The sequence below is a fragment of the Streptomyces sp. NBC_00158 genome, from assembly GCF_045160885.1.
Lineage (GTDB): Bacteria > Actinomycetota > Actinomycetes > Streptomycetales > Streptomycetaceae > Streptomyces.
The window spans coordinates 399599-422949 of sequence record NZ_CP108161.1 but is presented as its reverse complement, the minus strand read 5'-3'; the positions used below and the strand labels follow the sequence as shown (position 1 = coordinate 422949).

Sequence of the window (23351 nt, the reverse complement as noted above, 5' to 3'; positions counted from 1 at the left end):
TACGGCCCCGAAGGAGAATCGATATGGCGTCCGGCACCGTGAAGTGGTTCAACGCGGAAAAGGGCTTCGGTTTCATCGAGCAGGACGGCGGCGGCGCCGACGTCTTCGCCCACTACTCGAACATCGCCACCCAGGGTTACCGCGAGCTCCAGGAGGGCCAGAAGGTGGTCTTCGACGTCACCCAGGGCCAGAAGGGCCCGCAGGCCGAGAACATCGTGCCCGCCTGAGCCTCCGGCAGGTTTCCCCGCGGCGCCGGGGTCCGCACCACTGGGTACGGACCCCGGCGCCGTGCGTTCCGCGCCGTTCCGGGCCCGGGGAGCGGACCGAGCGGGCAGACTGTCCGGCGTGACGACAATGAGCAAAGGCGCCAACCTCCCGGTCGCCGCCACCTCCGTCAGGGCCGTGCTCGGCTGGTCCCCCGGGCCGGGAGTGCCCGACGTGGACGCCTCCGCGCTGCTGCTGGCCGGCACCGGACGGGTCCGCTCCGACGGGGACTTCGTCTTCTACAACCAGCCCCGCCACCCTTCCGGAGCCGTGCGCCACCTGGGCAAGCGACCCGGCGCCGACACCCTCGACGTGGACCTCGCCGCCCTGGAGGGGGACGTCGAGCGGGTCGTGCTCTGCGCCTCCGCCGACGGCGGCACCTTCGGCCGGGTCCCGGGACTGCACCTGTGCCTGCTCGACTCCGTCTCCGGCGCCGAACTGGCCCGCTTCGACATGGAGGCCGGGCCGGAGACCGCCTTCGTGAGCGGCGAGCTCTACCGGCGGGCAGGGGAGTGGAAGTTCCGGGCCGTCGGCCAGGGGTACGCGAGCGGGCTCGCCGGACTCGCGACCGACTACGGCATCACCGTGGACGACGCCCCGCCGCCCGCGGCCGCCCCGGCGCCGACGCCCGCAGCCCGGCCGGTTCCCGCGCCGGCGCCGGTTCCGGCTCCCGCTCCGGCTCCCGGTCCTGCCCCGGCCGTGGGCGAGCCGGTCGTACGGCTGGTCAAGGGCGAGGAGTGGCTCCCGGAGGACATGCGCGGGCGCCTGTCGCTGCGCAAGAAGCAGGTCGCCGTCAGCCTGCGCAAGGCCGGCGCCCAGGGGGTCACCGCCCGCGTGGTCCTCGTCCTCGACGCCTCCGGATCGATGAGCAACCTGTACGCGCGCGGCACCGTCGCGAGCGTGGTGGAGCGGATGGCGGCCGTCGCCGCGCAGCTCGACGACGACGGCGAGATGCAGGCCTGGACCTTCGCCACCAACCCGGCCCGGCTGCCGGACCTTGCCGTCGGCGACCTGCCCGAGTGGCTGCGGCTGCACGTCCGCATCGGCCAGATGGGCCTCTTCGGCCGCAGGAAGCCGCCCAAGGGCATGGTCCCCGGCCAGGTCGACATGCGGCAGGTCGGCTTCCAGAACGAGGAGCAGAAGGTCATCGCCGAGGTGCGGGACTTCGTGCGCTCCCACCCCGTGCCGGCCCCGACCCTGGTCCTGTTCTTCTCCGACGGCGGGGTGTACCGCAACGACGAGATCGAGCGGGAGCTGCGGGCGGCCGTGGAGGAGCCGGTGTTCTGGCAGTTCGTCGGACTCGGCCGGGCCGGCTTCGGCGTGCTGGAGCGCTTCGACACCATGCCCGGACGGCGCGTCGACAACGTCGGCTTCTTCGCCGTCGACGACATCGACAAGGTCTCGGACCAGGACCTGTACGACCGGCTCCTGTCGGAGTTCCCCTCCTGGCTGCGCGCGGCCCGGCAGGCCGGCATCCTGCGCTGAGCCGTCCGCCCGGCGCGCAGCAACGTTTCCCCGGGTGAAACGCGGGGCCAGTCGGGTGAGCCGGAGCCGCCCCGCCTGTCGCGCGGGGGGCTCCGGCGACTAGACAGCCTGACTGTGATCAAGGAACTCCCCGGGTTCCGGACGTGCCGCCGCTCGCGCCGGCCCGGACGGCCCCCGGCCGCCGACGCCCCGGCCCGCGGGTCCGCCCCGGCCCGTGCGTCCGCGGCGGTTCGTGCCTCCGCCCTGGCCCGTGCGTCCGCCGCGGTTCGTGCCTCGGCCCCGGCCCGTGCGTCCGCGGCGGTCTGCGCAGCCCTGGCGGTCTGTGCGCTCCTGGCGGGCTGCGCCGCGACGATCCCGGCCCCCGCGCCCGGCACCGGGCCCGCGCCCGGTCCCGACGAGCTGATCAAGGCCGCCACCCAGCGCCTCACCGACGCCTGCCTGACCCGTCAGGGATTCGTACCGCCGAGCGCCGGGCCGGGCCTCCCGCAGGGCGCCGGCGACCGGCGGGTCGCCGAGGCCCTGTTCGGCGCGGGCCCCGCGGAGCTGTCCCTCGCGCTCCCCACCGGCCACGTCGTACGCGCCCACACCGACGGCTGCCTCGCCGCCGCGCAGCAGCGGCTCTACGGGGACCAGCCCGGCTGGTTCCGCGCCTCGGTCGTCGTCAACAACCTCCGGCCGGAAGCCGATCACACCGGCCGGCCCCTCGCCGAGGTCCGGGCCCGCCACCGCGCCGAGATCGCCGACTGGGAGCGGCTGCGCGCCCGCGCCGCCACCGAAGCCACGACCGTGCTCACGTCACCACCACCGAAGGGAAACCCACCCGCATGAAGCGCCTCACCACCCTCCTCGCGACCGCCCTGATCGCCACCGCCGGGATCCTCGCCACCTCCGCGGCCGCAGAGGCGGCCGACTGCCGCAGCGGCTACTTCTGCGTCTGGACGCACGCCAACTTCGACGGCATGAAGATCGAGCACAGCGGCGACGACTCCTGGTGGGAGGGGGACATGTTCAAGCAGGACTCCTCCTGGGCCAACCACGGAGTCTCCGGCCCGGGCGTGCCCGACCACGTGAAGGTGTACGAGGGCCGCAAGCACCTGGGCCGGGTGACGCTCTGCCTGGCCCCCGGCCAGGAGGTCGGCCACAACGGCGGCGCCAACGACCAGGGCGGCTCCCACACCTGGTCCACCGGCTGCTGAGGCACCCCGGATAGGCTCGGAACCCATCGCCCGGGTCCGTACCGCCGGCCCCGGCGGTACGGACCCGAGGGAAGGAACCACCGCCATGCCCGGCCCCGCCGAGATCCGGATCCTGCGCGCCGCCGAACGGACGGCCGCGCCGTGGAAGAACGGCGGCGGCGTCACCCGCGAGATCGCGGCCCGTCCCGAGGACGCGGGCACCGCCGACTTCGCCTGGCGGGTCAGCCTCGCCGAGGTGGAGTCCGACGGCCCCTTCTCGCGCTTCCCCGGGGTCGACCGGATCCTCACCCTGGCCGAGGGCGCGGGCATGGACCTCACCGTCGGCGGCGCCCGGCACCTCGTCGACGAGCGATACGCGCCGCAGCACTTCCCCGGGGACCGCCCGACCGACTGCCGGCTGCTGGGCGGCCCCGTCGTGAACTTCAACGTGATGTACCACCGGGACCGGGTCCGGGCCCGCTGCTCCGTCGTACGGGGTGAACTCGCCCTGGCCGCGCTGCCCGACGAGACCCTGCTCGTCGTGGCCCTGGAGGGCCCCGCGACCCTCCACCGCCCGGGATTGGAGGACGCCCGCACCGAACTCGGCCGCTACGACGCCGTTCTGCTGCGGCAGTTCCCGGCCTGTGTGGTCCGCACCGGCGGGCGGGTGGCCGTCGTGGGAATGCGCACCTGACATCCGGCGGACGAGGAGTGGCCGGTTCCGCCGTACGCCGTGCAGAATCGGACGGTGATCACGACCGAACCCGAGACGGACCCCTTCGCCGAACACCGGAGGCTGCTCTTCGCCACCGCCTACCGCATGCTGGGGACCGTCAGCGACGCCGAGGACATCGTCCAGGACGCCTGGCTGACCTGGAACAAGGCCGACCGCTCGGAGGTCCGCCACCCCAAGGCGTACCTCGTGCGCACGGTCACCAACCTGTCCCTGAACCGGCTCACCTCCGCCCGCGCCACGAGGGAGGAGTACGTCGGCCCCTGGCTGCCGGAGCCCCTGCTCACCGAGCCCGACGTGGCGCAGGAGCAGGAGCTCGCCGAGAGCGTCTCCACGGCGATGCTGGTCGTCCTGGAGACCCTTGGCCCCGCGGAACGCGCCGTGTTCGTGCTGCGCGAGGTCTTCGGCTACTCCCACGCCGAGATCGCCGGCTTCCTGGACCGCCCGGAGCCCGCGGTCCGGCAGATCTCCTCCCGGGCCCGCAAGCACGTCGCGGAGCGCCGCCACCGCTACGACTCCGACACGGCGGAGCGCGAGCGGATCACCCAGCGCTTCCTGAAGGCCTGCGCCGGGGGAGACCTGAACGACGTCCTGGAGATGCTGGCCCCCGACGTCACCGCCTGGTCCGACGGCGGCGGCAAGGTCACCGCCGGCCGTCGCCCGCTGTACGGCCAGGACCACGTGGGCCGCTTCCTGCTCGGCGTGCTGGCCAAGCCGGCCATGGCCGGGGTCACCGTCGTCCCGGCGGTCATCAACGGCGAGCTGAGCGTCCTCGCCCTGGTCGGGGACGAGCCGATCGGCTCGCTCACCTACGACCTGGAGGGCGGCCTGATGCGCAACATCCGCATCCAGGTCAACCCCGACAAGCTGGCGGGCCTGCGCCGCTGACGGGCCGTCAATCCCCCGGACCGGGCTCCTCGGCGCGCCGCAGCGCGCCGAGGGCCCGGCCGAGGCGGGCCCGGCGGGTCTCCGGGGTGAGGGCCTGGAGCAGGGGCAGTGCCAGCTGGTAGCGGCCGCCGCGGTCGAGGGCCTCGAACGCCGCCCGGGCCCGCGGGTCCGCCTCCAGAGCGGCCGCCAGGTCGGGCGGGACCGCCGCCGTGCGCTGGGACTCGTACGCGGCCGCCCACCGCCCGTCGGCCTGCGCCCTGCGTACCTCGGCGAGCCCCGGTCCGCGCATCCGGCCGGCCGCCGTCAGCTCCGCGACCTTGTCGACGTTCACCCGCGACCACAGGCTCCGGGCGCGGCGCGGCACATACTTCTGGAGGTAGTGCCGCTCGTCGTGCGAACGCCGCTGACCGGAGATCCAGCCGTAGCAGAGCCCGATGTCCACCAGCTCGTCGTCGGTGACCGACGGAATGCCGGACTTCTTCTTGGCCACCTTGATCCACACGCCCTCGGCGCGCGTGTGGTGACGAGCCAGCCAGCCCTCGAAGGCGGCGGCGTCCGCGAAGGCGACGACCTCCACACCGTTGATCTCGTCCATGCGGGTCAGGCTAACCGCAACCCCGGTCCGGCGACGCCCCGTTGGCGGCCCGGGCCCGTTCCTCGATGGCGGTGATCAGTGCCTCGACGCGGAGGCGGAAGATCTCCTCCTCGGTCACCTCGGCGAGTTCACCGCTCAGCCGGGTGATGTTCGGGAAGCCGCCGGGGTCGACGAGCCGGTACTCGCGGCTCCAGGAGGCCTCGTCCGCCTCCCGCACCTCCGGAGGGAACAGCAGGTAGGCGGCGCGCTGGCCGACCCAGGCGAGGATGGAGTCACCGACCATCCGGTAGTGCGCGGCCGCCTCCGCCCCTTCGAGCCCGGCCTCCCGCACCGCCCCGAGGATGAGCTCGACGACCCGGAACTCGTTGGCCCGGCGGGTGGTCCGGCTGGCCATGGTCGAGCCGACCACCGGGTACTTGAGGGCGACCTCCAGCGAACCGGCGGCGAGCGCCCGAAGCCGGTCCTGCCAGCCGAGCCCCTCCGGGATGCCGGCGAGCACCTCGCCGAGGGTGCGGTCGGCGACGGACAGCAGCAGCTCGTCCTTGTCGCGGAAGTGGCGGTAGACCGCCGTCGGATCGGCGCCGAGCTCCTCGCCGAGGCGGCGGACGGTGAAGGCGTCCTCGCTGCCGCGCGCCGCGATGCGCAGGCAGGCGTCGATGATCGCCTCGGGGGTGAGCTGGCTTCCGGCCCGCTTGGAACGGCCGGGGGTGTCGGGTGGCTTCGGCATGGTGCGGCCAGTGTATCGATCCGGCACGGAGTAAGCGCAACACCGTTGACAACACTGTTGCGCTCCCGTTCACTCCTCCTCAACCAGCAAGCCGAGCGGGCCCCGCCCGCCGAGCCGGAGGATGCGCGATGGGCAGCAGCAGTCAGCGGGCCGACACCGTCTTCGTGGGAGGGAAGGTCTTCACCGGCACCTCCCGGGCCCCCGTCCGGGCGGCCGTCGCCGTCGGGGGAGGGAAGATCCTCGCCGTCGCGGACGAGGACGACGTACGCCCCCTCGCGGACCGCGCCACGGAGGTCGTCGACCTCGCCGGGGGCCTGCTGCTCCCCGGCTTCCAGGACGCCCACGTCCACCCCGTGGTGGCAGGCGTCCAGATGCTCGGCTGCGACCTCGGCGAGGCCCGATCCATCGCCGAGTACCAGGCCGTGGTAGCCGCCTACGCCCGCAAGCACCCCGGGGCGGCCTGGATCCGCGGCGGCGGCTGGTCCATGGACGCCTTCCCCGGCGGCACCCCCACCCGCGCGGTGCTCGACGAGGTGGTCCCCGACCGGCCAGTCCTGCTCACCAACCGCGACGGCCACGGCGCCTGGGCCAACACCCTCGCCTTCGAGCGCGCCGGAGTCGGCCGCGACACCCCCGACCCGGCGGACGGCCGGATCGAGCGCGAGCCCGACGGCACCCCGGCCGGCACCCTCCAGGAGGGCGCCATGGAACTGGTCGCCCGCCACGTGCCCAGCGCCACCCCCGACGAGGCGCGCGCCGGACTGCTCGCCGCGCAGCGCCACCTCTTCTCCCTCGGCGTCACCGCCTGGCAGGACGCCATGATCGGCGCCTTCCCCGCCCAGCCCGACAACTACGACGTCTACCTGCGCGCCGCCCGCGAGGGCTCGCTGAAGGCCCGCGTCGTCGGCGCCCTGTGGTGGGACCGCGAACGCGGCCTGGAACAGATCCCCGAGATCGAGGAGCGCCGCCGCGGCGGCCGCGTCGGACGCTTCAACGCCACCAGCGTGAAGATCATGCAGGACGGCATCGCCGAGAACTTCACGGCCGGCATGCTGGAGCCCTACCTCGACGGCTGCGGCTGCGCCACCGCCAACTCCGGGCTCAGCTTCGTCGAACCGGCACTGCTCGGGGAAGCGGTGCGGATCCTCGACCGGTCAGGCTTCCAGCTGCACTTCCACGCCCTCGGCGACCGGGCCGTACGGGAGGTCCTCGACGCGCTGGAGGCGGCCCTCGCGGCCAACGGCGCCAACGACAACCGCCACCACCTCGCCCACCTCCAGGTCGTCCACCCCGACGACATCGGGCGCTTCGCCCGCCTCGGCGCCGCCGCGAACATCCAGGCGCTGTGGGCCGCCCACGAGCCGCAGATGGACGAGCTGACCATCCCCTTCCTCGGCCCGCGCCGCGCAGCCCTCCAGTACCCGTTCGGCGACCTCGCGCGGGCCGGCGCCCGCCTGGTGGCCGGCAGCGACTGGTCGGTCAGCAGCCCCAACCCCCTCTGGGGCGTCCACGTCGCCGTCAACCGCACCGTCCCCGCCGGCGAGGCCGACGCCCCCGCCCCCGGCGAGGTCCGCGCGCCCTTCTTCCCCGAACAGGCCCTGACCCTGGCCCAGGCCCTGACCGCCTACACCGCCGGCAGCGCCTGGGTGAACCACCTCGACGAGGTCACCGGCACCGTCGAACCGGGCAAGTACGCGGACCTCGCCGTACTCGACCGCGACCCCTTCGAACTGCCCGCCGGGGAGATCGGCGACGTACGCGTGCTCCGTACCTACGTCGACGGCGAAGCGGTCCACACCGCCGCCGGCTGAACCCCTCCCCGGCCGATCCCCGCCCACCCCTCACGGAGGCAGACGATGCCATCACCCCGACCCAGAGCAGCCCTCCCCGGCGGCGGGCGCGCCCGCCGCACCGCCGCCGCCGTCCTCACGGCCGCCGCCGTACTCCTCACCGGCGCCTGCAGCGGTACCGCCGGCCCCCGCCCCGAAGCGGCGGACTCCCCGAAGCTCACCGACCGGACCCCCGCCGCCGCCGGGAACCTGGACACCTTCACCTGGTCCACGTACGCCGAGCCGACCAGCATCGACTACGCCCACTCCTTCGACTTCCCGCCCAACCAGATCCTCGCCAACGTCTGCGAGAGCCTGCTGCGCTGGAACCCCGACCTCACGACCTCCCCGAACCTCGCCTCCTCGTACGCCAACCCCACCCCCACCACCTGGGTCTACACGATCCGCCCCGGCGTCCGCTTCCACGACGGCACGCCCCTGACCGCCGACGACGTCGTCGCCTCCCTGCGCCGCAACGTCGACCCGGGGACCGCCGGCGTCTGGGCCTCCACCTACCGCAACGTCAAGTCCGTCGACCGGACCGGCGACATGGAGGTGACCGTCACCCTCGCCAGACCCGACTCCACCTTCAACCAGTACCTCGCCGCCGGCCCCGGCACCGTGGAGTCCGCCGCCACCCTCGCCAAGGCCGGCAAGGACTACGGGAACCCGCAGACCGGCGTCAACTGCACCGGCCCCTTCTCCTTCGGCTCCTGGACCTCCGGCCAGTCCCTCACCCTCAAGCGGTTCGACGGCTACTGGAACCCCGAGCTGAAGGCGAAGTCGGGCGAGGTGAAGTTCGTCTTCCTCGCCGACCCGACCACCCGCGTCAACGCCTTCCAGAGCGGCGAGGTCGACGGCGGCTGGATGGTCCCGGCCGGCGCCTACGGACAACTGCGCTCCAGCCAGGCAGGAACCCTCTACTTCGGCCGCAACACCACCGTCGCCGACGAGGTCGTCGCCGACCTCAAGGGCCCCCTCGGCGACGCCCGCGTCCGCAAGGCCCTGCTGATGGCCACCGACCGGGAGGGCATCGTCAAGGCCGGAGCCGGCGGGGTCGGGGAGGTCGCCCACTCCCTGGTCACCGACAACCTCTGGAGCGGGGCGCCCGACGCCACCCGCGAGTCCCTCCTGAAGGACCTGCCCAAGGTCCCCTACGACCCCGCGAAGGCCAAGGCGCTCGCCGCCGAGGCGGGCGTGTCCGGACAGGAGGTCGTCCTCGCCACCAGCGCCGTGGACTCCCAGACGACGATCATCACCCAGGCCGTCGCCCAGGCCGCCACCGCCATCGGGCTCAAGCCGAGGATCGAGACCCTCTCCGCCGAGAAGTACTCCACGCTCTTCACCGACCCCGCCGCCCGCGAGGGCATCGACCTCTTCCTCACCTTCTGGTACACCTCCATCACCGACCCGCTCGACATGTACGGATCCCTCCAGACGGGCAACTTCAGCAACTACGGCGGCTGGTCCGACCCCGCCTTCGACGCCGCCGTCGAACGGGCCGGCGCCGCCCAGGACCCCGCCGGGCACGCCGCCGCCAACGCCGAGGCCCAGCGCATCGCCCTGCGCGAGCTGCCCTGGCTGCCCCTCTACACCCAGCCCGTCAGCGTCTTCCTCGGCAAGCGCATCACCGGCGTGCAGCCGTCCATCGCCTACCTCTACTACCCGTGGGCGGCCGAGATCGGAGCCAGAGGATGACGGCCGCCGCCCGCCCCGCCGCCCGCCCGCCCGCCGCCCGCCCCGCGGCGCTCGCCCGGGCCGGCCGGGTGCTGCGCCGGCTCGCCGGAATGGCCACCACCCTCCTGGTCACCTCCTTCCTGGTGTTCTCCTCCCTCTACCTCGCCCCCGGCGACCCGGCGGCCTTCCTCGTGCGCGGCCGCAGCCCCAGCCCCGAGCAGCTCGCCGAGATCCGCCGCCAGTACGGCTTCGACCAGCCCTTCCTGCTGCGGTACTGGAACTGGCTCGAAGGGGTCCTCCGGGGCGACTTCGGCCGCTCCCACCTCTTCCACCAGGACGTCGGGGACCTCCTGTGGTCCCGGCTGCCCTCCTCCGTCCTCCTCGTCACCACCGCCGCGCTGCTCATCGCGTCCGTCGGCGTCGCCGCCGGAGCCCTCGGGGCGCTGCGGCGCGGCACCCGCACCGACCGGACGCTGATGCTGCTGGTCACGGTGGGCGCGGCCGCACCCGCCTTCGTCGTCGCCCTGCTCCTGCGCTCCGTGCTCGGCGTCCGCCTCGGCTGGTTCCCCACCATCGGCAACGGCAGCGGCGTACTCGACCGGCTCCACCACGTCCTGCTGCCCGCCATCGCCCTGTCCGTGACCTTCACCGCCCTGGTGACCCGCGTGACCCGCTCGGCGATGCTCGACGAACTGCGCCGCGAGCACGTGGAGGTCGCGCTCAGCCGGGGCACCCCGCGGGCCACCGTCATCCGCCGCCACGTGCTGCGCAACGCCCTCGGACCCGTCGTCACCGTCTCCGCGCTCCTCGTCTCCGGCATGCTGGTCAGCACCGCCATCGTCGAGACGGCCTTCGGGATGTCCGGCATCGGCTCCCTGCTGGTGCAGTGCGTGGACCAGCTGGACTTCCAGGTCGTCCAGGCGATCGTGCTGCTGGTGGTGGCCGCGTTCGTCGTGGTCAACGCCCTCGTCGACCTCGTACTGCCGCTGATCGACCCGCGGACGGCCGCGGCGGGGAGCGCCCGGTGAACCACATCAGGAAGGCCCCGCTGCGGGCCCTCTGCCCGCTGCTCCTGGCCCTGTTCGTGCTCGTCGCACTCCTCGCGCCCTGGCTCGCCCCCCACGACCCCACCTTCGGCCGGCTCGGCGACACCCTGCTCGGCCCCGGCCCCGACCACTGGCTCGGCACCGACCAGGGCGGCCACGACACCCTCTCCGCACTGATCGCCGGCACCCGCACCAGCCTGGCCGGACCGCTCGCCGTCGTCGTCGCCTCCACCGTCCTCGGCGTGGCCGTCGGCCTGTTCACCGCCTGGCGGGGCGGCCGGACCGACCGCCTCGCCGGCCGCGTCCTCGACGTCCTCTTCGCCTTCCCCGCCCTGCTCCTGGCCATCCTGGCCGTCGCCCTCTTCGGCAAGGGGATGACGGCCCCCGTCATCGCCATGGCCCTCGCCTACATGCCGTACACGGCGCGCCTCGTACGCGGCCTCGCCCTCCAGGAGAAGGCCCGCCCCTACATCGCCGCCTACCGGGTCCAGGGCCACTCAGCCCTGTTCACCACCGTGCGCGCCCTGCTGCCCAACATCGCCCCCACCCTGCTCGCCCAGTCCACCGTCAACTTCGGGTACGCGCTCCTCGACCTCGCCGCGCTCTCCTTCCTCGGCCTCGGCGTCCAGCCGCCCACCCCCGACTGGGGAGCGATGATCAACCAGGGCCAGGCCGCCGTGCTCCAGGGCGAACCGCTGTCCGCCGTCGTACCCGCCGTGGCCGTCGTCGTCGTGGTCGTCGCCTTCACCGTCGTCGGGGAGAACCTCGGTGACCGCCTCGCGGGAAGGGACGCCCGATGACACTGCTCCGCTACGAAGACCTCCGCATCACCCTGCCCGGCACGGCCCGCCCCCTCCTCGACGGCATCGGCCTGAGCGTGGACCCCGGCGAGACCGTCGTCCTCGTCGGCGAGTCCGGCTCCGGCAAGTCCGTCACCGCCCGCGCCGCCCTCGGACTGTTCCCCGCCGGCGCCGAGGTCCGGGGCCGGGTCTCCGTCGACGGCACCGACCTGGTCGGCGCCGGCCGGGAGGACCTGCGCGAGGTGCGCACCGCCAAGGCCGCGATGATCTACCAGGACCCCAGGGCGGCCATCAACCCGGTGCGCCGCGTCGGGGACTTCCTCACCGAGTCCCTGCGCGTCGTGCACCGCTGGCCCAAGGCCCGCGCCCGCACCCGTGCGGCCGAACTCCTCGACGCGGTGGGCCTCCCTGACCCCGCCCGGCACCTGGACCAGTACCCGCACGAACTCTCCGGCGGCATGCTCCAGCGCGTCGTGATCGCCGCCGCACTCACCGCCGAACCCCGACTGCTGCTGTGCGACGAGCCCACGACCGCCCTCGACGTCAGCACCCAGGCCGAGATCCTCGCCCTGCTGGGCAGGCTCCGCCGCGAACGCGGCCTCGGCCTGCTCCTGATCACCCACGACATCGAACTCGCCGCCTCCGTCGGAGACCGCGTATACGTGATGTACGCGGGCCGCATCGTCGAGACCGCCCCCGCCGCCGACCTCCTCACCGCACCCCGCCACCCCTACACGGCCGGCCTGATCGGTTCCGCGCCACCGCTCGACGGAGCCCCGCCCGAGCGCCTCGTCCCCGTCCCCGGAGCCCCCCTCGGCCTGCTCGAAGCCGCGCCCGGCTGCGCCTTCGCGCCCCGCTGCCGGTTCGCCGACCCCGGCCGCTGCGAGCAGTCCCCGCCGCCGCTGCGGGAACGGGGCCCGGCCGCGGCCGCCGCCTGCCACCGGATCGGCGAAGCCGCCCTCACCTTCGCGGAGGCCCGATGACCACCCCGCCCCCGACCCCGCTGCTGGAAGTCACCGGGCTGCGCAAGACGTACCGGACCGGCGGGACGGAGGTCGTCGCCGTCGACGGCCTCTCCTTCTCGCTGGAGCCGGGCGGCGCACTCGGCATCGTCGGCGAGTCCGGGTCCGGCAAGACCACCACCGCCCGGATGCTGGTCGGCCTCGAACGCCCCGACGCCGGGCGGATCCTCGTCCAGGGCAGCCCCCTGGCCGAGTCCGTCCGGGGCCGGGCCGCCCGGCTGGCCCGCGCCAAGGCCGTCCAGATCGTCTTCCAGGACCCCTACCTCTCCCTGGACGCCAGGCTGCCCGTCGGCGCGGCCGTCGACGGCGTCCTCAGGCTGCACGGCTCCCGCGACCCGGCGGCGCGCGCCGCCCGGGTACGGGAACTCCTCGCCCTGGTCGGCCTCGGCGACCGCGAGGCCGCCGCCCTGCCCCGCCGGCTCTCCGGCGGCCAGCGCCAGCGCGCCGCCATCGCCCTGGCACTGGCGGTCGAACCGGCCGTACTCGTACTCGACGAGGCGGTCTCCGCCCTGGACGTGTCCGTGCAGGCACAGGTGCTCAACCTGCTCGCCGACGTCCGGCGCGACACCGGCATCGGCCTGGTCTTCGTCAGCCACGACCTGGCGGTCGTGCGCTACGTCTGCGACGAGGCCCTCGTCATGCACCGCGGCCGGACCGTGGAACACCGGCCCGTGGCCGAGCTGCTGACGGCCCCCCGGCACGCGTACACCCGGCTGCTGCTGGCCTCGGTGCCCCGCCCCGGATGGGACCCCGACTCCATCGCCCGGCGGCGCCGGGAACTCGGCCCCGCGGGAGGCGGCCCCGCCGTGTGACCGGCCCCACACGCCCCGGCCCGTCCCGCCCGTCACATCCGGGGGGCGGGCCGGGTCAGGGGGGTATGACCGTGAAGAAGACCGCCCTCGCCCTCCCGCTCGCCGCCGCCCTCCTGGCCGTGGCCGGCACCACCGCCGCGACCGCCCCCGCCGCGGCGCACGGCACCCCCTGGCACAGCGCCTGGGGCGCCTCCCCGCAAGCCCCCACGCACACCGACTGGTTCCCCAACTGGTCCGAGGAGGGCTTCCGGAACCAGTCGGTGCGCCAGGTCGTCCGGGCCGGGGCCGAGGGCTCCGAGCTGCGCGTACGGCTCACCAACGCCTACGGGAAGACCCCGCTGCGGCTCACCGGCGCGACCGTCGCCCGCAGCGCCGGCGGCGCCGCCGTCCGGCCGGACTCCGTACGCACCCTGCGCTTCGCAGGCGCGGGCTCCGCCGCCGTCCCGGCGGGCGGAACGCTCGCGAGCGACCCGGTGGCCCTGCCCGTCAAGGCCTTCGAACAGCTCACCGTCACCCTCTGGTTCCAGGGCCCCACCGGCCCCGCCACCTTCCACAACGTGGCCATGGGCACCTCCTACCGGGCCGCCGGCGACCACCTCCGCGACACCGCGGCGGACGCCTTCTCGGCCCCGGGCGACCAGAGCTGGTCCTGGTACCACCTGGCCGGGATCGACGTGAAGGGCGGGGCCCGGGACGGCGCCGGCCGCGCCGTCGTCACCTTCGGCGACTCCCTCTCGGACGGCTTCGGCGCCACACCCGGCACCGACCGCCGCTACCCCGACGCCCTCGCCGGCCGCCTCGCCGCCGAGGACCGGCCGCGCGCCGTCCTCAACGCCGGGATCGCCGGCAACAAGGTCCTGACCGACTCGCCCTGCTTCGGCGAGAGCGCCCTGCACCGCTTCCGCCGCGACGCCCTCGGCCGCCCCGACACCGGCACGGTCATCGTCCTCCAGGGCACCAACGACATCATCCAGCCCGACATGCCCCAGGACCGCTGCACGGCCGGCCCCCGGGCCACCGCGCAGGAGATCATCGCCGGTCACCGGCAGCTGATCCGCGAGGCACGCGCCCGGGGCGTCCGGATCCTCGGCGGCACCCTCCCGCCCTACGGCGGGGCCCAGTACTGGAACCAGGCCGCCGAAGCCATCCGGAACGAGGTCAACACGTGGATCCGCACCAGCGGGTCCTACGACGGAGTCGTGGACTTCGACCGCGCCGTCGCCGACCCGGAAGACCCGCAGGAGCTGAAAGCGGAACTCGCCTTCGGCGACCGCCTGCACCTCAACGACGCCGGCTACCGGGCGATGGCCGAGGCGGTGGACCCCGACTCGCTCTGACCGGCCCCGGTCCACGGACGCGCGTGGCGCGCGAGCGGTACCCGAGTCCGGCCCGAGCCGGACACCAATCGCGCGCTACCGGGTCTGACTACCTTGCAGAGACCCACCGCACGTCCAGCACCAAAGGGGTAGGCACGTGAACCACGCGCGCACCCGCCGCATCGCGGCATCATTCGAGGACCTCGTCGGCGGCACACCGCTGTTCCGGCTCCAGCTCGACGGCCTGCCCGAAACGGCCCGGGTCCTCGCCAAACTGGAAGCGGCCAACCCGCTGTCCAGCGTGAAGGACCGGGCCGCCCTCTTCATGATGAGAGCCGCCGAGGAGTCCGGAGCCCTCCAGCCGGGCGCCACCGTCATCGAGTCCACCTCCGGCAACACCGGCATCGCCCTGGCGGCCCTCTCCGCCGCCCGCGGCTACCGCTGCCTGATCGTGCTCCCCTCCAACGCCTCCCGCGAACGCGTGCTGACGCTGCGCATGCTGGGAGCGGAGGTCGAGTTCACCGACCACGCCCTCGGCTTCGCCGCCTGCGTCGAGTACGCCGAGAAGCTGCACGCCGACATGCCTGGCTCCTGGTACGCGCGCCAGCACCAGAACCCCGACAACGTCCGCGCCCACTACGAGACCACCGGCCCCGAGATCTGGCACGACACCGACGGCCGCGTCGACTACCTGGTGTGCGGGATCGGCACCGGCGGCACCCTCACCGGCACCGCCCGCTACCTGCGCGAGCGCAACCCCGACCTGAAGGTGGTCGCCGTCGAGCCGGCGGGCTCCGCGCTGCTCTCCGGCGGCCAGGCCGGCCCGCACGCCATCCCCGGCCTCAACGGCGGCTTCATCAGCCCCGTCACCGACATCCACCTCATCGACGAGGTGATCCCCGTCGAGGACGCCGACGCGGCGGCCACCACGCGCGCCATCGCCGCCCGCTCCGGCCTCCTCGTCGGGATCTCCGCGGGCGCCGCCGCGTACGGCTGCCTCGAACTCGCCCGCCGCCACGACCTGTCGGACGCGGTCGTGGCGACCGTCTTCCCCGACAGCGGCGAGCGCTACCTCAGCTGGTGGCCGCAGGAGGACACCGCCGGCCGGGACTGAGCCCGCACCCGCCCCACCCCCGTTCCCACCCGAGTACGAGCCCGAACATCCCTGCGGCCGCAGGGGGAGAAGAGAGCTGATGAACCCCGAGCGCACCCTGCTGCTCGTCGGTGCGACCGACGAGACCGTGCGAAAGGCCCACGACCTGGGACTGAGCGTGCTGCTGCTCCAGCACCCCACCAAGGTCAGCGAGGAGCAGAACCGGCTCGCCGCGGCCGTCGAGGTCGTGGACTTCACGGAGTGGGAGCAGATCGAACCCCTGGTCCGGGCCTGGCACGAGAGCCCCGGCTTCGCCGCGGCCGTCTCCCTGACCGAGCCGGGGCTGGAGAACGCGGGCCGGATCAACGACCTGTACGGGCTCGGGGGCACCGGCTACGAGGTCACCGCCCGCATCCGGGACAAGGCCGCCATGCGGCGCTACGTCGCCGAGCACGACCCCGAACACGCCGTCGGCGCGCGGTCCCTGAAGGACCGCGAGGACCTGGACGCCTTCGGGGCCGCCTACGGCTTCCCCTTCATCGTCAAGCCCGTCGACGCCACCGCCAGCATCGGCGTCATGCGCGTCGAGGGGCCCGAGGACGCCGACCGGGTCTGGGCCGAGGTCACCCGGCTCTCCGGCACCCGCACCGACCGGGTCTCCTCGCTGTTCGTCCTGAAGGACTTCCTGATGGAGGAGTTCCTCGACGGACCCGAGTTCAGCGTCGAGTCCTTCAGCTTCGGCGGCCGTCACGTCATCGTCACCGTCACCGAGAAGTTCACCGCCGACGGCCACTTCGCCGAGCTCGGCCACGCCGTCCCGGCCCGGCTGTCCGACGCCGACGAAGAGGCGATACGCGAGGGCATACGCGGCTTCCTCGACGTGATGGGCCTGCGCGACGGCGTCTGCCACACCGAGGTCCGCCTCACCGCCAAGGGCCCGCGCGTCATCGAGGGCCACAACCGGATCGGCGGCGACTCCATCCCCGAACTGGTGCGCAGCGCCTTCGGCGTCGACCTGGTCACCCTCGCCGTCGGCGCCCCCTTCGGCCTGGTCGAGGAGCTCCCCGACCGGCCCCGGGCGCACGGCGGCGCCAGCGTCCGCGCGCTGATCGGCACCCCCGGCACCCGGGTCGAGTCCATCGCAGGGATCGAGGAGGCGCGCGCCGCAGAGGGCGTCATCTCCGTCACCCCCAGCGCCAAGCCCGGCGACGAGGTGCGGGTCCTGCAGGACAACTGGGACCGGCTCGGCCTGATCGCCGTCGCCGCCGAGGACACCTCGGCGGCCATCCGCCGCGGCGCCGACGTGATCCGCGAGCACATCCGCATCACCCTCACCGGACCGGACGGCGAGACCGTCCTCGCGCAGCCGTCCGAGATCGCCCCGCGCGAGAACCTGCTGATCCTGCACCGCAACCCGCTGGAGCCGTTCCCGTACCGCTCCTGGCTGCCGGACCACACCGGCGACATCGTCGTCCTCGCCGCCCGCGACAAGATCGAACTCGCGGGCGAGAAGGTGCCGGACGGCGACCTCGGCTACACCCGCCTGGAGATCTTCGACGACTTCGACGCCGAGGAGGTCGACGCCCGCGCCGCCGCACTCATCGCCGAGCACGGCATCACCGGCGTGACCGCCCTGCACGAGGCCGACATGCTGCGCGCCGCCCGGCTGCGCGAGCGCTTCGGACTGCGCGGCGCCTGGCACGACGACGTGATGCCGTTCCGCGACAAGGCCCTGATGAAGACCCGCGCCCAGGCCTCCGGCATCGACGTCGCGGCCTGGGTGCAGGCCCGGACCGCCGAACAGGCCCGCGAGTTCGCCGCCGCCGAGGGCTTCCCCGTCGTCTTCAAGGAGCGCAGCGGCTTCAACGCGGTCGGCCTGCGCATCCTTCAGGACGAGGCCTCCTTCGAGGAGTGCCTGGAGGAGGTGTACGCCGACGGCGAGCGCGACGACGTCCTGCTGGAGGACTTCGTCCCCGGCCGCATGTGCCACGTCGACGGCGTCGTCCGCGACGGCCGGGTCGCGATGGCCTGGCCCTCGCAGTACCAGTACGACCTGTCCTCCTTCGCCTCCGACCCGGGCCCGCGCATCGACCTCACCCTCGACGAGGACGACCCGATCACCCCGCGCCTGCTCGACCTCGCCGAGCGGGTCCTCGCCTCGCTGGCCCCCGAGGGCTCCCGGCTGCGCGACCACACCTTCCACATGGAGGTCTTCCACACCCCGGACGACCGCCTCGTCATGTGCGAGATCGCCTGCCGCCCCGGCGGCGCCAAGATCCGCGAGGTGTTCCACAGCCTGTTCGGCGTGCACCTCGGCGGCTACGCCGTGCGCGCCGAGGCGGGCCACGAACTCCACCCCGAGGTGCGCCGGGGCGACGACCCGGCCGGCCTGCCCAGGCCGCGCCACATGGCGGGGCAGCTGCTCATGATGAAGCGGCCCGGCCTGGTGCGCGGGCTGCCCGGGGAGCCCGGACACGACTGGCTCGCCGGGTTCTGGCTCTACGCCGAGGAGGGCCAGGTCATCGCCCCGGCCTCCGGCTCCTCCGACTTCCTCGCGGCCGCGGTGGGCACCGGGCCCACCCGCGCGGAGGTCGAGCGCCGGCTGCGCGAGCTCGGCGAGTGGGTGCGCGAACACAGCGTGATCGGCGACGCGTCATGACCGGGGCCCGCCTGACGGCGAAGACGCGGTACATGCTGGGCATGGTCGTCGACGCCACCGGCGCCGGCATGTACCTGCCGCTGTCCCTGCTCTACTTCCACCACGTGACGGGGCTTCCGCTCACCCAGGTGGGCACCCTGATGACGGCCGCCGCCGTGATCGGCCTGGTCAGCAACCCGGCGGCGGGCGTCCTCATCGACCGCTTCGGGGCCAAGGCCGTCGTCACCGGCGGGTACCTGCTGCGGGCCGCCGGCTTCTGCACGTACCCGCTGGTGGACAACGGCTACACGATGTTCGCCGTGATCCTGCTGGTCGCGCTCGGCGACACCTCGTACCCGCCCGCGATCCAGTCGTTCATCGCCGAGTTCGTCCAGGGCACGGAGCGGGACAAGCTGCTCGCCGCGCAGCGCAGCCTGCGCAACGCCGGTCTGGGCGTGGGCGGTCTGGTCGCCGGCGGGGTCCTGGCCCTCGGCAGCGACGCGTTCTACTACGTGATCGTGTTCGGCACCGCCGCCGGGTACCTGCTCGCGGCCGCCTGCTTCGGCTCGATCCCGATCTCGAAGCCGGCCGTCCCGGCCACCCGCACCTCCCGCAAGGGCGGCTACCGTCTGGTGGCGCGCAACCGGCCGTTCCTCGCCCTGACCCTGCTCAACGTGCCCACCGCGTTCGGCTACACGGTGCTCGCGATCGGCATCCCGGCGTACGTCACCCAGGACCTGGGCGCGTCCACCTCGCTGGTGGGCGTCCTGTACGCGGTCAACACGGTCGGGATCGCGCTGCTCCAGATCCCGGTCACCCGGGCGCTCGTCGCCTACCGCCGCTCGCGCGCGGTGGCCCTGGGCGCCGCGGTGTTCGCCTCCTCGTTCCTGGTGTTCGCCGTACTCGCGGCGGTGGGGGACAAGACCGTCATCCTGATCGGCATCTTCGCCGCGACGGCCCTGTTCACGGCCGGCGAGCTGATGCACGGCGCCACGGCGTCGGCCCTGTGCGCGCAGGCCGCGCCCGAGGAGACGCGGGGCCGGCACCTGGCCGTGTACCAGCTCTCCTGGGCGGTGCCCAGCGCCCTGGCGCCGGCCGTCCTGACGGCCCTGCTCACCCTGTCGCCGCTGGCGATGTGGCTGGTCCTCGCGGTCGGCGCGACGGTCTCGGCCCTGGGCGTCCTGCGCCTGGAGCCGAGGCTGCCCGAGGAGGCGGTGTACCCGCGCCCGCGTGCTGTGCCGGAGGCCAAGGGCGCGCCCGCCGAACCCGCGGCGGCCTGACCGCCCGGGGGCGCGCCCCCAGTACGAGCCCCCCGCCGGGCCGCGTCACCGCGGCCCGGCGGGGGGCTCGTGCGTACCCGGGGCTTCAGGAGGGGGTGCCCATCGGCATCGTCCCCATCGGCATCGTGCCCATCGGGGCGGGGGTGCCGGAGGGTTCCGGGGTGGTGGAGGGTCCGGGGGTGGCCGCGCCGGTGCCCGCCGGGCTGGGCGTCGCCGCGGCGGCGGGGGCGCCCGTCAGGACCTCCACCTTGCCGGTGTCGAGGGAGTAGTAGCCGCCGACCACGACGACCGACCCCTTCCGGACCATGGGGGCCAGGTCCGCGTTGGCGCGCAGGTCGTCCGCCGTCAGCTTGATCTGGGCGCGGATCATCCGGTCGACCGGGTCGCCGGTGCCGCCCTCCTTGGCCACCTGGTCGTACGCCTGCTTCAGGGCCTGCTGGATCGCCTTGAGGTTGCCCGGCAGGCTCTTCCCGTCGCGCAGGGCCTTGTACGCGGCGTCGATGGCACCGCACCGCTGGTGTCCGAGCACGAAGATCAGCGGGGTGCCGCCGGTCACCGGCCCGAACTCGACGGAGCCGGTCACCACCGGGCCGACCGCCTGGCCTCCGGTGCGCAGCACGTACAGGTCGCCGAGCCCGGTGTCGAAGAGCAGCTCGGGCGGCACCCGGGAGTCGATGCAGGAGAGCACCACCCCGAACGGCTCCTGGCTCTGGGCGACCAGCTGACGACGTGTGGGATCCCGGTCGGGGTGCTGGAGCGAGCCGTCCACCCAGCGCCTGTTGCCCTCCATCAGCCGCGCGAAGGCCGCGTCCGGCGTGGCCGGTGCCGCGTTCGGCGCGGCGGCCTCGGGCCGTGCCTTCGTCCCCGCGCCCAGGGGGGTGCCTGCGGCCGTACAGGCCGAGAGCGCGCCCGCGACGGCCGCGAGGCCGCCCGCGAGCAGTGCCTTGCGGCGCGGTAGTCCTGCGCTGTCCATCGCCCGTTCCTCCGATTCGTCGTGACCCTGGCGACTATCGGACGGAGGGCGGCCGGTACGGGCGCAGGCGCGAGCGGGGGCGGGCCGCGTTCCCACCGTCGGCGCACAGCCGCGGCGGTCAGGAATCGGGCAGCCGGCGCGCCCCGGTGGGGTGGGCGAGGGCCTGCCCGCCGCCGGAGGCGAGCATGCGCACCTCGTCCCGGTCGCTGATCTCCGCGCGGACGATGCCGGAGGCGTCGGCGTACACCGGGTGCCCTCCCGGGCCGGACAGCTCGGTGCGCTCCACGACCACGGTGTCCCGGCCCGTCCCGCCGGCGCCGGGAAACGTCAGCTCGTACCGTCGGACGCTCATGGGTCCATCGTGGGCCGCATGCGCCCGGACCGCCTTTTGACTTTACCTTTACTTTGCGATTGTGTACGGGGTGTCCGCTTGTGCCACCGAAGGAACGCCGTGAACACCCACCGCCCCGCCCGTACCGCCGCCCTCGCCGCGGGCCTCCTGCTCGCCGTGACGGCCTGCTCCGCCTCCGAAGCCGTCGACGGGGCCGTCGACCAGGTCGACAAGGCGGTCGACGAGAAGTACGAGGTGACGTACGAGGTCACGGGCAAGGGGGCCGCCTCCATCGACTTCGCCGCCGGAGCCGGGACCGCGACCCAGCCGCAGCACGAGACCGTGGACGCCCCGTCCCTGCCCTGGGTCAAGACCGTCACGCTGCGCGGCATCATGCCGCCCACCGTGCTCCCGGTCGCCGCCCCCGGCTCCGAGGACCAGGTCACCTGCAAGATCACCTACAAGGGCAAGGTCATCGCCGAGCAGTCCGGCGCGGCCCTCACCGCCGCCGGCGGCTGCGTCGCCGTCTCGCCCGCCGCCGGCTGACCCGGCCCGGTCCGAAGGGCGCCCGTCAGGCCCACGCCCCGGTGGCCTCCCGGGCCAGCACCGTGAAGGCGCGGGCGGCCGCGCTCTGGTAGGCGGTGTCCCGGCGGAGCAGCACGACCGTGCGGGAGGGCGGGGCCGGGAGCAGCGGCACCCGGGCCAGACCCGGCTGCTCCCGGGCCACCGCGTCCGGCAGGACGGTCGCCAGCCCCGTCCGCCGCACCAGCTCCGTCAGGGCCTGGACCGAGTCCGCCTCGACCGCCACGCGCGGCCGCACCCCCTGCGCCGCGCAGTACGCGTCCACGTGCCGCCGCGTCGCGAAGTCCCCGTTCAGCAGCGCCAGCGGACGGTCCGCCAGCCCGGCCGCCGGCACCGGCCCGGCCGGTGCCGGCAGGGCGGCGGAGGTCACCAGGCCGAGGGTCTCCGTGAACAGGGCGGTGGCCGCGATCCCCGGCGGGTGCGGCCCGGCGAACGCGATCCCGAGGTCGGTGCCGTCCGCCAGCAGGGCCGACTCGATGCGGTCCTGGGCCATCTCCCGCACCTCCACCGTGATGCCGGGGTGCGCCTCGTGCAGGGCGCCGAGCAGCGGGCCGAGCAGGTACGCGGTGAAGGTGGGCGTCAGGGCCAGGCGCAGGTGGCCGCGCGAGAGGTCGCCCACGTCGTGCACCGCCCGCTCGGCGGCGGCCAGGTCGCGCAGCGCCCGGCGCGCGTGGTGCGCGTACGCCTCGCCCGCGTCGGTGAGCCGCACCGTGCGGCCGCCCCGGTCCAGCAGCCGCACGCCCACCGTCCGCTCCAGCTGCTTGATCTGCTGCGACAGGGTGGGCTGGGAGATGTGCAGCTCCTCCGCGGCGCGCGTGAAGCTGTGGTGTTCGGCGACCGCGAGCAGATAGCGCAGGTGACGCAGTTCGAGAGCCATGCCGACAACTATAGATGCCATCGATGGGTCTCATGGTTTACCGCTCTTGGACACTATGGGCACAGGTCATGCAGGGTGGAACACGTCAGCCCCCACCGGGGTGGATCCCAGACAACGGGAGTGACCGTGCACGACCTCATCGAGGGCGTCGACCGTTTCCGGCGCGACGTCTTCCCCGCCAAGGCGGAGCTCTTCGCCCGCCTGGCCCGCACCCACCGGCCCGCGACGCTGTTCATCGGCTGTTCCGACGCCCGCGTGGTGCCCGAGCTGATCACCCAGAGCGAGCCGGGCGAGCTGTTCGTCGTCCGCACCGCCGGCAACCTCGTCCCCGCCCACACCCCCGGCCCCGACGCGGTCGCCGCCGCCATCGAGTACGCGGTCGCGGTCCTCGGGGTCGGCGGGATCGTGGTCTGCGGGCACTCCGGCTGCGGGGCGATGACCGCCCTCGCCGAACGCCACGACCTCAGCGCCGCCCCGGCCGTCGCCGGGTGGCTCCGGCACGCGGACGCGTCGGTCGCCCGCGCCGCCCGCGGCGGCGGAGTGCCCTACCTGGTCCGGGAGAACGTACGCGCCCAGCTGGCGAACCTCGCCACGCACCCCTCGGTGGCCCGCGCCCTCGCGGAAGGGGCCCTGGCCCTGCACGGCTGGGTCTACGACATCCCCACCGGCTCCGTCGAGGAACTCGACGCCACCGCCCCCGCGGCCTGACACCCCACCCACCGGAAGGAACCCACCATGACCCACGCCCAGTTCGCCCCCGCCGTCCGCGAGCGGATCGCCGCCCAGGCGGTCGAGGCCAAGACCCGCAAGAACCTCACCTGGCAGCAGATCGCCGACGTCACCGGCCTGTCCGTGGCCTTCGTCACCGCAGCCGTCCTCGGCCAGCACCCGCTGCCCGCACCCGCCGCGAAGGCCGTCGCCGAACTCCTCGGCCTCGACGAGGACGCCGAGATGTGGCTCACCACCATCCCCACCCGCGGCACCGGCACCGCGGCCGCGCCCACCGACCCGACCGTCTACCGCTTCCACGAGATGCTCCAGGTCTACGGCACCACCCTCAAGGCCCTGGTCCACGAGCAGTTCGGCGACGGCATCATCAGCGCGATCAACTTCAGGCTGGACGTCAAGAAGGTCGCCGACCCCGACGGCGGCGAGCGCGCCGTCATCACCCTCGACGGCAAGTACCTCCCGACCAGGCCCTTCTGACC

The 23351-nt window shown here is 74.1% G+C and carries 24 protein-coding genes; 19 read left to right on the top strand and 5 right to left on the bottom strand.

What is annotated here, in order from left to right; genetic code table 11:
- The first annotated feature begins 23 nt into the window (after window positions 1-23).
- The 6 genes from OG553_RS01865 to sigJ all read left to right on the top strand — a co-directional run bounded on the left by OG553_RS01865 (window position 24) and on the right by sigJ (window position 4545).
- Window positions 24-227 carry a cold-shock protein gene (locus tag OG553_RS01865; protein WP_362458472.1) on the top strand — a complete coding sequence of 68 codons (204 nt, stop codon included), beginning with the start codon at window positions 24-26 and terminating at the stop codon, window positions 225-227.
- 127 nt (window positions 228-354) lie between these two features.
- Complete coding sequence (locus OG553_RS01860; RefSeq protein WP_405982923.1) at window positions 355-1749, top strand: VWA domain-containing protein; 1395 nt, start codon at window positions 355-357, stop codon at window positions 1747-1749.
- A 114-nt stretch (window positions 1750-1863) separates the two neighbouring features.
- Complete coding sequence (locus OG553_RS01855; RefSeq protein WP_405977243.1) at window positions 1864-2577, top strand: hypothetical protein; 714 nt, start codon at window positions 1864-1866, stop codon at window positions 2575-2577.
- Window positions 2574-2945 (top strand): peptidase inhibitor family I36 protein, encoded by a 372-nt coding sequence (locus OG553_RS01850; protein ID WP_405977242.1) that lies wholly within the window; start codon window positions 2574-2576, stop codon window positions 2943-2945. The genes OG553_RS01855 and OG553_RS01850 overlap by 4 nt, the downstream gene beginning before the upstream one ends.
- An 85-nt stretch (window positions 2946-3030) precedes the next feature.
- Window positions 3031-3618: a HutD family protein gene (locus OG553_RS01845; RefSeq protein WP_405977241.1), complete on the top strand. Its 588-nt coding sequence runs from the start codon at window positions 3031-3033 to the stop codon at window positions 3616-3618.
- Window positions 3619-3744: 126 nt separating this feature from the next.
- Window positions 3745-4545, top strand: a complete 801-nt coding sequence (gene sigJ / locus OG553_RS01840) for an RNA polymerase sigma factor SigJ (RefSeq protein ID WP_405982922.1) — start codon at window positions 3745-3747, stop codon at window positions 4543-4545.
- A gap of 7 nt (window positions 4546-4552) precedes the next feature.
- Here sigJ and OG553_RS01835 read toward each other — a convergent pair whose 3' ends face one another.
- Both OG553_RS01835 and OG553_RS01830 read right to left on the bottom strand, forming a co-directional pair.
- Window positions 4553-5140, bottom strand: a complete 588-nt coding sequence (locus tag OG553_RS01835; protein ID WP_405977240.1) for a YdeI family protein — start codon at window positions 5138-5140, stop codon at window positions 4553-4555.
- Between the two features lie 10 nt (window positions 5141-5150).
- A complete protein-coding gene (locus OG553_RS01830; RefSeq protein ID WP_405977239.1) occupies window positions 5151-5867 on the bottom strand; it encodes a TetR/AcrR family transcriptional regulator in 717 nt (238 codons plus the stop codon).
- Between the two features lie 128 nt (window positions 5868-5995).
- On the opposite strand from OG553_RS01830, the gene OG553_RS01825 reads away from it, so the two are divergent.
- From OG553_RS01825 to OG553_RS01780, 10 genes are all read left to right on the top strand, one after another.
- Window positions 5996-7678, top strand: a complete 1683-nt coding sequence (locus OG553_RS01825) for an amidohydrolase (protein ID WP_405977238.1) — start codon at window positions 5996-5998, stop codon at window positions 7676-7678.
- A 45-nt stretch (window positions 7679-7723) separates the two neighbouring features.
- Window positions 7724-9394 carry an ABC transporter substrate-binding protein gene (locus OG553_RS01820; RefSeq protein WP_405977237.1) on the top strand — a complete coding sequence of 557 codons (1671 nt, stop codon included), beginning with the start codon at window positions 7724-7726 and terminating at the stop codon, window positions 9392-9394.
- A complete protein-coding gene (locus OG553_RS01815) occupies window positions 9391-10401 on the top strand; it encodes an ABC transporter permease (protein WP_405977236.1) in 1011 nt (336 codons plus the stop codon). Before OG553_RS01820 ends, OG553_RS01815 begins: the two co-directional genes overlap by 4 nt.
- A complete protein-coding gene (locus OG553_RS01810; protein WP_405977235.1) occupies window positions 10398-11219 on the top strand; it encodes an ABC transporter permease in 822 nt (273 codons plus the stop codon). The genes OG553_RS01815 and OG553_RS01810 overlap by 4 nt, the downstream gene beginning before the upstream one ends.
- The gene (locus tag OG553_RS01805; protein ID WP_405977234.1) at window positions 11216-12202 is read left to right on the top strand and encodes an ABC transporter ATP-binding protein; all 987 of its coding nucleotides are present in this window, start codon (window positions 11216-11218) and stop codon (window positions 12200-12202) included. The genes OG553_RS01810 and OG553_RS01805 overlap by 4 nt, the downstream gene beginning before the upstream one ends.
- Entirely contained in the window at window positions 12199-13053 is an 855-nt protein-coding gene (locus OG553_RS01800; protein ID WP_405977233.1) for an ABC transporter ATP-binding protein, read from the top strand. Before OG553_RS01805 ends, OG553_RS01800 begins: the two co-directional genes overlap by 4 nt.
- Window positions 13054-13118: 65 nt before the next feature.
- Window positions 13119-14390 (top strand): SGNH/GDSL hydrolase family protein, encoded by a 1272-nt coding sequence (locus OG553_RS01795; RefSeq protein ID WP_405977232.1) that lies wholly within the window; start codon window positions 13119-13121, stop codon window positions 14388-14390.
- A gap of 136 nt (window positions 14391-14526) precedes the next feature.
- The gene (locus OG553_RS01790) at window positions 14527-15483 is read left to right on the top strand and encodes a PLP-dependent cysteine synthase family protein (protein ID WP_405977231.1); all 957 of its coding nucleotides are present in this window, start codon (window positions 14527-14529) and stop codon (window positions 15481-15483) included.
- Between the two features lie 79 nt (window positions 15484-15562).
- Entirely contained in the window at window positions 15563-18121 is a 2559-nt protein-coding gene (locus OG553_RS01785) for an ATP-grasp domain-containing protein (protein WP_405977230.1), read from the top strand.
- Window positions 18118-19380: an MFS transporter gene (locus OG553_RS01780; protein WP_405977229.1), complete on the top strand. Its 1263-nt coding sequence runs from the start codon at window positions 18118-18120 to the stop codon at window positions 19378-19380. Before OG553_RS01785 ends, OG553_RS01780 begins: the two co-directional genes overlap by 4 nt.
- Before the next feature lie 85 nt (window positions 19381-19465).
- Here the strand turns inward: OG553_RS01780 and OG553_RS01775 are convergent, their stop codons facing one another.
- Window positions 19466-20353, bottom strand: a complete 888-nt coding sequence (locus OG553_RS01775) for a carbonic anhydrase (protein ID WP_405977228.1) — start codon at window positions 20351-20353, stop codon at window positions 19466-19468.
- 118 nt (window positions 20354-20471) lie between these two features.
- Window positions 20472-20705: a DUF6296 family protein gene (locus tag OG553_RS01770; protein WP_405977227.1), complete on the bottom strand. Its 234-nt coding sequence runs from the start codon at window positions 20703-20705 to the stop codon at window positions 20472-20474.
- A 99-nt stretch (window positions 20706-20804) separates the two neighbouring features.
- Between OG553_RS01770 and OG553_RS01765 the strand changes: the two genes are divergently transcribed.
- Window positions 20805-21230 (top strand): MmpS family transport accessory protein, encoded by a 426-nt coding sequence (locus tag OG553_RS01765; protein WP_405977226.1) that lies wholly within the window; start codon window positions 20805-20807, stop codon window positions 21228-21230.
- Window positions 21231-21255: 25 nt separating this feature from the next.
- On the opposite strand, the gene cynR is transcribed toward OG553_RS01765, so the two are convergent.
- On the bottom strand, window positions 21256-22143 hold the full coding sequence (gene cynR / locus OG553_RS01760; RefSeq protein WP_405977225.1) for a transcriptional regulator CynR: 888 nt from the start codon (window positions 22141-22143) through the stop codon (window positions 21256-21258).
- A 126-nt stretch (window positions 22144-22269) separates the two neighbouring features.
- Between cynR and OG553_RS01755 the strand changes: the two genes are divergently transcribed.
- The gene (locus OG553_RS01755) at window positions 22270-22851 is read left to right on the top strand and encodes a carbonic anhydrase (protein WP_405982921.1); all 582 of its coding nucleotides are present in this window, start codon (window positions 22270-22272) and stop codon (window positions 22849-22851) included.
- 27 nt (window positions 22852-22878) lie between these two features.
- Window positions 22879-23349 (top strand): cyanase, encoded by a 471-nt coding sequence (gene cynS, locus OG553_RS01750; protein WP_405977224.1) that lies wholly within the window; start codon window positions 22879-22881, stop codon window positions 23347-23349.
- Window positions 23350-23351: the final 2 nt, after the last annotated feature.